This is a genomic window from Mesorhizobium sp. WSM4828, from assembly GCF_055811175.1.
Genome location: NZ_JBVVQK010000024.1, coordinates 94,563 through 104,180, shown reverse-complemented (window position 1 = coordinate 104,180; position 9,618 = coordinate 94,563). Strand labels below are relative to the sequence as shown.

The following is a 9,618-nucleotide window of genomic DNA, read 5'->3' as shown; positions in this document are numbered from 1 at the left end:
GGCTGGGCCGCCGCCGCACTCGGTTTCACGCTCGGCAATCTGGCGCTGATCATCACCGGCGCACTGGTCGGCTCGTCCGGTGCCATCCTGTCCTACATCATGTGCAAGGGCATGAACCGGTCGTTCATCTCGGTTATCCTCGGCGGCTTCGGCGGCGAGACATCAGCCATTGCCGACGACGGCATCGAGCGCACGGTCAAGCAGGGCTCCGCCGAGGATGCCGCCTATCTGATGATGAATGCGCAAAAAGTCATCATTGTGCCGGGCTACGGCATGGCCGTCGCCCAGGCGCAGCATGCGCTGCGCGAAATGGCCGATAAGCTCAAGGCCAACGGCGTCGACGTAAAATACGCCATCCATCCGGTGGCCGGCCGCATGCCCGGCCACATGAATGTGCTCCTGGCCGAAGCCAACGTGCCTTATGATGAAGTGTTCGAACTGGAGGACATCAACTCTGAGTTCGCGCAGGCCGACGTCGCCTATGTCATCGGCGCCAACGACGTCACCAATCCCTCGGCTCGTGACGACAAGTCCTCACCTATCTACGGCATGCCGATCCTCGACGTCGACAAGGCCCGCACCTGCCTGTTCGTCAAGCGCTCGCTCGGCTCCGGCTATGCCGGCATCGACAACACCCTGTTCTACAAGGACGGCACCATGATGCTGCTCGGAGACGCCAAGAAGATGACCGAGGAGATCGTCAAGGCGATGGATCACTGAAACGGCATCGTTGCCAAATCACTGCCGATCGTCGAATACAGCCCGGCCCCGCGCCGGGCTTTTTCTTGGCTGTTACCGGTTCTGAAGCTACGATGCCGACCCGTCGTCTTGCTAACGGCGTCATCGTGGAGGTGCTGGTGCCCGACCCTGGTTCTGCTGCATCGCCCGCCGCCGATCTGACCGCAGCAGAGAAGGCGCCACGCAAGCGCAGCCAGGCGGTGGTGGTCGTGCACGGAATGGGCGAACAGCGGCCCATGGACACGTTGAGGGGATTTGTCCAGGCCGTATGGAGCCACGATCCGGCCCGTGCTCCGTTCTATGCCCATGTCGCCGATCCGGCCGACCCGATGGGTGCGAAAATCAACCAGAGCTGGATCACGCCCGACAGCCGGACCAATTCGCACGAGCTTCGCCGGATCACCACGCCCTATGATGTCGATGGCCGCCGCACCGATTTCTACGAGCTTTACTGGGCCGACATCACCCAGGGCACGACCCGGAGCCGCCTTGCTGCCTGGGTGACGACCCTGCTCTGGCGCAAGCCCGCCGATATTCCGCACGATGTGCGCAAACTCTACGCCGTCACGCTTTTGGCAACCATCGTCGTCCTCGGCGCGGCGCTGGCGCTCGCAACGTCGGCCTGGCAAGGCTACATCTCCTGGACGACCGGCGTGCTTGTCACGGTTCTGGCGTCGTTCGTCATCTGGTTGGTGGACCAGTTTGGCTTGCCTTATTTCGGCGATGTCGCCGCTTATGTGCGGGCCGAAGCGGCAACGGTCGAGAAGCGGGCGCTGGTGCGCGAGCGTGGTCTCAAGCTGCTGAAGCGTCTTATGACGGACGACGCCTATGACCGCATCGTGCTGGTCTCGCACAGCCTTGGGTCGATCATCGCCTATGATCTGTTGCAGATATTGTGGGCCGATTTCAGGCCTCGAAAGCTGGAAGCCATTCGTGACAGAGCGCGGCTGAAGGCGATCCACGCCGTCGACAAGGCGACGCTGGCCGCCGATGCCGCCGCCTGGCCCGACAGCCTCGACGACCTCGCCGCATTCCGGCGCAGCCAATGGGAGCTCTACCGGCAGCTTCGCGTCGGCGACGCCGATCATCCGCTGTCGTGGAAGATCAGCGATTTCGTCACGCTCGGCAGTCCGCTGACCCACAGCGAGTTTCTGGTGACCTACAACCTCGCCGAATTCAGGCGCGGCATCGCCGAGCGGCTGTTCTCGGCATGCCCGCCGATCGCCGACAGGGCGGCGGGCGGGACCATGCTCTATCAGGAAGGGCGCAGCCATTCGGGAAAGCCGCAGCGGGCGGTGCATCATGGCGCGGTGTTTGCCGCGACGCGCTGGACCAATATTTTCGACAGGGGCAATGGCTGGCTGACCGGCGACCCGATTTCCGGGCCGATGACGGAAAATTTTGGTCCCGGCGTGGAAAACATCCAGGTCGAGCTGCGCGGCTTGCGCGGCCGCGTCTTCACGCACCGGCTCTACTGGTCGCTGACGGCGAGCGGCGTCGAGATCAACGCGCCGGCCGGTGCACAGCCGCGCTCGCACCTTGCCGTGCTGCGCGATGCGGTCGATCTTGGCCGCAAGCTGGAGGACTGAGCTATCGGCGGCGAGCAGCGCACGACAATGCTGCGCCGGCAGTTCAAAGCAAGGTCCCCTTCGGGCGTAATCTTCCCGAAGCGGACCGAGTTCGCTTAGTCACCGATCAACGATTGGTCAGGAAAATCGCTTCCTCTTCGTCGCGCTGCCTGCCGCCAAGTGCTGCAGCCGCGCTGGCAATGAAGGCCCCGACGACCAGCGACAGCGCGCCGATCAGCGAGAAGGTGGCGCCTGCCTTTCTGGCGGTGTCGGCCGCCTGCTGAGCCTTGACCTTGGCGTCCTGTGCTCTGGCGATTACCGCATCGACGCGAGCGGTGGCATCCGCTTCGGACAGACCTGTGCGGGCGGCCACTAGCCTTGACAGATAGGTCTTGTCCTCGGCCGATATTTCGCCTGCTGCGGCACTCGCGAGCAGAATGCGCGATGCCTGTGCCGTTGCCGCAGCGTCGCTCTCCGGATTGGCGGCAGCGAGCCTTGCCGGATCGGCCGGGCGGAACAGCGTATCGACGAAATACGATGTGGCGTCGTTAGTCGAGGCGCTACCAGCGTTTGCAGCAGCACCTGCCGAAGCGCCCATTGCCGCGCCGGATGCCACAGTCGAAGCGGCCTGGACACCGGTACCTATCGCGGCCGAAAGCGCCGTGCCGAGCACGCCGGCGACGAGCAGCGTCGCCAGCGCCCAGGCCAGGAAGCCGTGAGCGGTATCGCGGAAGAAGACTTCATCGGTGTGGATGCCGACCCATTTGGTGCGCAGGCGTCCGGCGAGGTAGCCGCCCAGGGCCGACGACAGCCACTGCACGACAATCAGCCAGACGGCGGTGGAAACGGCGAATGTGGTGACTGACGCACCCGAGCCGGACCATGGCGACACCATGCTCAGCCCAAGCCCGGAGCCGAGCAGCATCAAAGTGAAGGTAAGCGTCGACGCAGCAAAGGCGCCGGCGACGATTGGCCCCCAGCTGACGGCGGGGGAAGCGGATTCCGTCGGTGCGGAAACGTCGACAGTCGTTAGCGTGGACGGCATGGAAGCCCCCTACCTTGCAAACAGCATAATCAGAATAATGATCGGAATCGGGACTCCGAGAAGCCAGAGCAAAATGCCACGTCCCATGGATGCCTCCTGCGGCGATTGTGATCGACTACAATGCCTTGAAAGCCTTTCCGTTCCGGCGGTCCTGGTGATCTTTGTTGCGTTGCAGCAGTCGTATTGGTGCGCCAAGGCGCACCAATACACTTCATGCCTGCTGGCTGGGTATCTGGATGGCGGCTCAGATGTCCAGATTGGCAACCGACAGCGCGTTTTCCTGGATGAATTCGCGCCTTGGCTCGACCTCGTCGCCCATCAGCCGTGAAAACAATGAGTCCGCATCAGTCGCATCATTGACCTTGACCTGTAAGAGCGAGCGCACATTCGGGTCGAGCGTCGTTTCCCAGAGCTGCTCGGCGTTCATTTCGCCAAGGCCCTTGTAGCGCTGCATGGTCAGGCCCTTGCGGCCGGTGGCAAACACGGCATTAAGCAGTGCCAGCGGCCCCGAGATGGTTTCTGAGACATCCTTGCGGCGCAGCACCGGCGGCTCGCCGTAAACTTCTGCCAGGCGCGGCGCATAGCGGTCGAGCTGGCGTGCGTCGGCGGAATTGATCAGCGCCAGGTCGAGATGTGCGAACTCCTTGACACTGCGCACTGTTCGCTCGAAGACATAGCCGCCAATGCCCTCGTTCGAGGTCGACATGCGGCCGGTCCAGCCGCGCTCGGTATCCTCGGCAATAATATCCAGACGGCGCGCAACACGCTCGGCCGTCTCGTTGGCGCGGCCGAGGTCGGTGAAGATCTCCGGGTTGAGCGCGCCGGCGATTGCTGCCTGCTCGACCACGCCTCTGTTGTAGCGCGTGTGCAACCCGTTGATGAGCTGGCGGACAGCTAGGGCGTCGTCGATGGCGCTGCGCAGGTCCTGCCCGGCCCGCACCTCGCCTGTGCTGAGCGCAAGCGACGCTTCTTCCAGCCCGGAGCCGATCAGGAATTCCTCGAAGGCGGCTTCGTCCTTGATGTATTGCGAACTCTTCCCGCGCGTCACCTTATAGAGCGGCGGCTGCGCGATGTAGAGATGACCGCGTTCGATCAGTTCCGGCATCTGGCGGAAGAAGAAGGTCAGCAGCAAGGTGCGGATGTGGGCGCCGTCGACATCGGCGTCGGTCATCAGGATAATCTTGTGGTAGCGCAGCTTGTCGGCGTTGAACTCGTCCTTGCCGATCGAGGTGCCGAGCGCGGTGATCAGCGTGCCGATCATGTCGGAGCCGAGCATGCGGTCGAAGCGGGCGCGCTCGACATTGAGGATCTTGCCGCGCAGCGGAAGAATTGCCTGGTTCTGGCGCGAACGGCCGCCCTTGGCCGAGCCGCCGGCGCTGTCGCCCTCGACGATGAAGATCTCGGATTTCGCCGGGTCGCGCTCCTGGCAATCGGCCAGCTTGCCGGGCAACGAGGTGACGCCGAGCGAACTCTTGCGGGTGATGTCGCGTGCCTTGCGCGCGGCCTCGCGCGCGGCAGCTGCCTGGATGACCTTCTCGATGACCGCCTTGCCCTCGGTCGGGTGCTCCTCGAGCCAGGTGCCGAGCGCTTCGTTGACAAGCCCTTCGACCACCGGGCGGACCTCGGACGACACCAGCTTGTCCTTGGTCTGCGAGGAGAATTTCGGGTCGGGAACCTTGACCGATAGCACCGCGGTGAGCCCTTCGCGGCAATCGTCGCCGATCAGCGCCACTTTTTCCTTCTTGGTCAGGCCCGAGGAGTCGCCATAGCCGGTTATCTGGCGTGTCAGCGCGCCGCGAAAGCCTGCAAGGTGCGTGCCGCCGTCGCGCTGCGGGATGTTGTTGGTGAAGGCCAGCACGTTTTCATGGTAGCTGTCGTTCCACCACATGGCGACTTCGACGGTGATGCCGTCGCGCTCGGCGCGGATCGAGATCGGCTTATCGAGCAACGGCTTCTTCGTCCGGTCGAGATATCGGACGAATTCTTCGAGGCCGCCATCGTAGTGCAATTCATGGCGCACGATGTCGGCATGGCGGGCATCGGTCAAAACGATGCGCACGCCGGAGTTCAGGAAGGCGAGTTCGCGCAGCCGGTGCTCCAGCGTACCGTAGTCGAACTCGACCATGGTGAAGGTCTCGGACGACGGCAAAAACGTGATTTCGCTGCCGCTGCGGCCTTCATAGGTGCCGGGGACCTTGTCCTGTTCATAACTGCCGGTGATGCGCAGCGGCGCGTCGGCATTGCCATGCGTGAAGCTCATCTCGTAGATATGGCCGTTGCGGCGGATCTTCAGCTTCAGCCAGGCCGACAGGGCGTTGACGACCGACACGCCGACGCCGTGCAGGCCGCCCGACACCTTGTAGGAATTCTGGTCGAACTTGCCGCCGGCATGCAGCTGCGTCATGATCACTTCGGCCGCCGAAATGCCTTCGCCGGTGTGGATATCGGTCGGAATGCCGCGGCCATTGTCGATGACCGTCACCGATCCGTCCGGATTGAGCGTCACCGTCACCAGGTCGGCATGGCCGGCCAGTGCTTCGTCGATGGCGTTGTCGACGACTTCATAGACCATGTGGTGCAGGCCCGAGCCGTCGTCGGTGTCGCCGATATACATGCCCGGCCGCTTGCGGACGGCATCCAAGCCCTTCAAAACCTTGATGGAATCGGCGCCGTATTCGGCTTCAACGCCGTTGGCGATGTCGGTCTGGTCGCTCATGAAAACCTGTCTGATTGATGCCGTGTGCAGAGCGCGAAAAATCGGCTTCGAATCGCGCATTTCTAATGTCGTAGATATAGGCGCAAAAGGCGGTTTTTCCAAGGTTTGCAGGCATTTCCGAACGGAATGATCGTCGCGTCGGCCGGCTACTGGCGCTTGGCTTCGATCCTGGCCAGCCGCTCACGCAGGAACTTGACCATGAACTTGTATCGCGGCGCCAGCCGACCGGTCCGGTCGAGCTCGAGCGTCATGTCGAGCGCCTTGGAAAGCACGGCCTTCGGGTCCTTTGCGACTTGGGCGTAGTCGATATAGGCGACCACCAGGTCGCGCTGCCAGGTGGCGTTGTCCGGATCGGACCGGGCAAGTTTCTCACGAATGGCCAGGCTGTCCTGAAGGGCTTGCCGCGCCCCCCTGACGTCGCGCTGCCTGAGGCGCAGCGTGGCGATCTCGGACAGCGTTATCGACAAGTCCCGCTGCCAGTCGGAATTGGCGGGATCGAGCTTCGCCAGCCGCTGCGCGATCGCGTAGCTGTCCAGATAGGCTTTCAGCGAGCCTTTGTGGTCGCCCTGTATAGCCAGGACGCCGGCGACTTTCTCGATGCATACGGACAGGTCGCGCTGCCATTCGGTGTTGTTCGGGTCGCCGGCGGCGAGCGCGCTGGCCTGCGAAAGTGCCTCACGATAAGCCGAAAGTGCCGCCTGCCAATTCTGCCGGTCGCTCAGCGCGTTGCCGATCTTGGCATTGCCGACCGACAGGTCGCGTTTCAGCTCGGTGTCGTCCGGATCGCGTTTCGCCAGTTGCTTGACGATCGCCAGGCCCTCCTTGTAGGCAGCTAGCGCCCCGGCAGCGTCGCCGCGTTCGCGCAGCAGGTCGCCTATCGTATCGTGGCTGACCGAGACGTCACGCTGCCGGTCGGCGTCCCCCGGTTTGTCCGCGGCCAGCGCCAGCCGCACCTTCAGGCTCTCTTCATAGGCCGCCTGTGCGTTGTCCAGTTGACCTGCGATATGGGCAAGGTGACCGATCTCATCGTAGGTGATGGTCAGGTCGCGCTGCGGTTCGGCACGGTCGGGCTCTCCGGCGGCGAGCTGCTTCTTGATCGACAGGCTTTCCTGGTAGACCTCTGCGGCGCCGGCCAGATCGCCTTGCGTCGCCAATACGTTGCCGATCTTGTCGTCGGCCATGGCGAGGTCGCCGAACCAGTCCAGATTATCCGGTTCTGCCTCGGTCAGGCCCTGCAGAATGGTTTTGGCCGTCTCATAGTTTTGCAGCGCTGTCGGCAGATTGCCTTGGGCCATCCGCACATTGCCGAGCTTGATGTGGCTGACGGCGAAGTCGCGCTTCACGCTGGGATCGGTTTCATGATGCGACCGCCGCTCGAGATCGGCTTGCAGCGCCTCGAAGGCACGGCCAGCCGCATCGATATTGCCGACCGTGGTATAGAGCTTGCCGAGCTCGTCCAGCGTGCGGATCAAGCGGTCGGCGTCGTCGAGCGACAGCACCACCTGTCCGGCTTCGCCATAAAGCGCGAGCACGGACTCATAGTCCTTGATGGCTGTGGCGTAGTCGAGGTCGGCGCGCGCCGCCCCGCCGGACAAATAGCGCGTTGCGGCCTCGGAGAGCGTGCGGCTGACGAAATTGGCCCTCAAAGCGTTGCGAGAGACACTGTCGATCTCGGCTGCCTCGGCGAGCTTTTTGCGCGCCGCATCGAACGCTCCCAGCGAAAGCTGCTCTTCGGCTTGCCGGCGCAACGCCGACACTCTGAGATCGTCGGATCCAAGCGTCTGCATTTCGCTCCGCACCTTGACGAAGGCGTCGGCTGCCTCACGCAGCCTGGCGTTCAGACTGTCCGCAGAGAGGTGGCCGGCATCGGAACTGATCAACGCGCCATAGAGCGGTGCCAACGGCATGTCGGCGTCGCTGGCGATCTTCTCCACCTCGCCGCGCATCAGAGGCGTCACCTCGGCCATGGCCAGCAACAAGCGTTCGCGTTCCGGCAATTTCTCCTTGGCCGAGGCGGCAAAGAACAGCTGCGGCAGGCCGCTCTCGACATAGGGCAATTGCCTGCCGCGCGAGAGGTCGTAGACCTCCTGCTGCACGAGCGTCAGCACGGAGCGGATCTCGAGACCTTCGGTGCCGAGGTATTTCGTCAGCGCCGCGGTAAACGGCGAATTCTGGCCCGTCCCATCCGCGGCGGTCTCGCCGGGCGCCGCCGAGAAGGCAAACAGGATGTTTTCTGCCCGCCCGATGCGGCCAAGACCCGGCCGGACCTTGTCGCTGACCTCTTTTACCAGCGCCGTTGCGCCGCGGCCTTCGCCGCCCGTAGCCGCGAATGGATCGCTGCGGCAGGCATCGAGCACGATCAGTCCGACCTTGCTGGTGGCGGCGACGGCCGCGCGGATCTCCTCCAGCGGCAGGCTGGTCCTTTCCAGCGTAGCGAGCGACGACGCGTCTGCATCGACCGGCAGGAGCCGGTTCTCGCCGGCTATTTCGACGCCGTGGCCGGAGAAGAACACCAGTGCCACGTCGGCGCCTTTGGCATCCTCGCGGAAATCGTCGAGCGCCCGGCGCATGCGCCGCAGGTCGCGGTTGGTTTCGAGGAAGACCTCGAAACCGAGCTTCCTCAGCACCGTTTCCATGATCTCGCCGTCATTGACGGGATTGGCGAGCGGCCGGATCAGCCGGTAGTCGTTCTCGGCGATGACCAGCGCAGCGCGCCGCTCCGCCATTGCAGCGGAGGCCGTCGAGAGGATCAGCAGCAAGGCAAACAGAAAACGCAAATCGAACCGCCCCGGCCCGGTCATTTGCCGGAGCATTCCATCTCTTTATGGCATGAGCAAGTTATGGCATCGGCCAGCTCGGCCGTTCGCGTTGTTAGGTGGCGCGCATCGGCCTCAGCGCTTCGCTCCAGCGGAACAGCTCGTCCAGCATGGTCCTGGCCCCGCCGAGCACCTGCTCGCTGGGCAGGAAGGCGCCGGTCTCGTCGAGCAGCTTCTGGTACGTCGGCAGCGCCACGCCTTCCGGAATCGGCATGACACCGACGGCGGTCAGCAACGGTTTGACCGCCTGCGCCGCTCGCAGGCCGCCGGAGACACCGCCGTAGCTGAGGATGGCGGCCGGCTTGTATCGCCATTCCCTGAGCAGGTAGTCGACCGCGTTGACGATCGCGGGAGCGGTGAAATAATTGTACTCCGGCGCCACGAAGACGAATGCGTCGGCGGCGTCGATTGCTTTCGACCAGGCTTTCGTGTGGCTGTTTTCGTATTTGCCGAGTCTCGGATGATGCGGCTCGTCCAGCACCGGCAGGTTGAATGCGGCGATGTCAGTGAGCACCGGCTCGAATTTGCCATGCTCGCGCGCAAAGCTCTCCAGCCACTTTGCGAAAACTGGTCCGGCGCGGCCCGGCCGCGTGCTGCCGATGATGACGTTCAACTGGTGCTTCAAGACAGGCTCCCGCCGGTTCTGACATCTGTGGTGCTGCCACCTAAGACACGCAGCCGGACACAGCAAGCAGGCACTTTCCGGTGCCCGGGTCACATTCCAGAGAGCGGATG

Annotated in this window: 6 protein-coding genes; 2 read left to right on the top strand and 4 right to left on the bottom strand. The window is 63.6% G+C overall.

Translation table 11 applies throughout. The features are described 5' to 3' along the window. Positions 1-720, top strand: a 720-nt coding sequence (locus AC0L2X_RS24180; protein ID WP_473600414.1) for an NAD(P)(+) transhydrogenase (Re/Si-specific) subunit beta, incomplete at its 5' end; no start/stop codon positions are given. A 92-nt stretch (positions 721-812) separates the two neighbouring features. Beyond that, complete coding sequence (locus AC0L2X_RS24175; protein ID WP_473557715.1) at positions 813-2,327, top strand: hypothetical protein; 1,515 nt, start codon at positions 813-815, stop codon at positions 2,325-2,327. 106 nt (positions 2,328-2,433) lie between these two features. Here AC0L2X_RS24175 and AC0L2X_RS24170 read toward each other — a convergent pair whose 3' ends face one another. The 4 genes from AC0L2X_RS24170 to AC0L2X_RS24155 form a co-directional block, all read right to left on the bottom strand. Continuing rightward, complete coding sequence (locus AC0L2X_RS24170; RefSeq protein WP_352492659.1) at positions 2,434-3,351, bottom strand: hypothetical protein; 918 nt, start codon at positions 3,349-3,351, stop codon at positions 2,434-2,436. Positions 3,352-3,595: 244 nt separating this feature from the next. Beyond that, complete coding sequence (gene gyrB / locus AC0L2X_RS24165) at positions 3,596-6,067, bottom strand: DNA topoisomerase (ATP-hydrolyzing) subunit B (RefSeq protein ID WP_473557712.1); 2,472 nt, start codon at positions 6,065-6,067, stop codon at positions 3,596-3,598. A 146-nt stretch (positions 6,068-6,213) separates the two neighbouring features. Beyond that, positions 6,214-8,880: a caspase family protein gene (locus AC0L2X_RS24160; RefSeq protein ID WP_473557710.1), complete on the bottom strand. Its 2,667-nt coding sequence runs from the start codon at positions 8,878-8,880 to the stop codon at positions 6,214-6,216. Positions 8,881-8,938: 58 nt separating this feature from the next. Then, positions 8,939-9,508, bottom strand: coding sequence for an NADPH-dependent FMN reductase (locus AC0L2X_RS24155; RefSeq protein ID WP_473557708.1), 570 nt, complete (start codon positions 9,506-9,508; stop codon positions 8,939-8,941). Positions 9,509-9,618: the final 110 nt, after the last annotated feature.

What these genes read in the sequence shown, in the direction of transcription:
- AC0L2X_RS24175 (WP_473557715.1), top strand. Translation starts at nt 813, where the DNA reads ATGCCGACCCGTCGTCTTGCTAACGGCGTCATCGTGGAGGTGCTGGTG.
- AC0L2X_RS24170 (WP_352492659.1), bottom strand. Translation starts at nt 3,351, where the DNA reads ATGCCGTCCACGCTAACGACTGTCGACGTTTCCGCACCGACGGAATCC.
- gyrB (WP_473557712.1), bottom strand. Translation starts at nt 6,067, where the DNA reads ATGAGCGACCAGACCGACATCGCCAACGGCGTTGAAGCCGAATACGGC.
- AC0L2X_RS24160 (WP_473557710.1), bottom strand. Translation starts at nt 8,880, where the DNA reads ATGCTCCGGCAAATGACCGGGCCGGGGCGGTTCGATTTGCGTTTTCTG.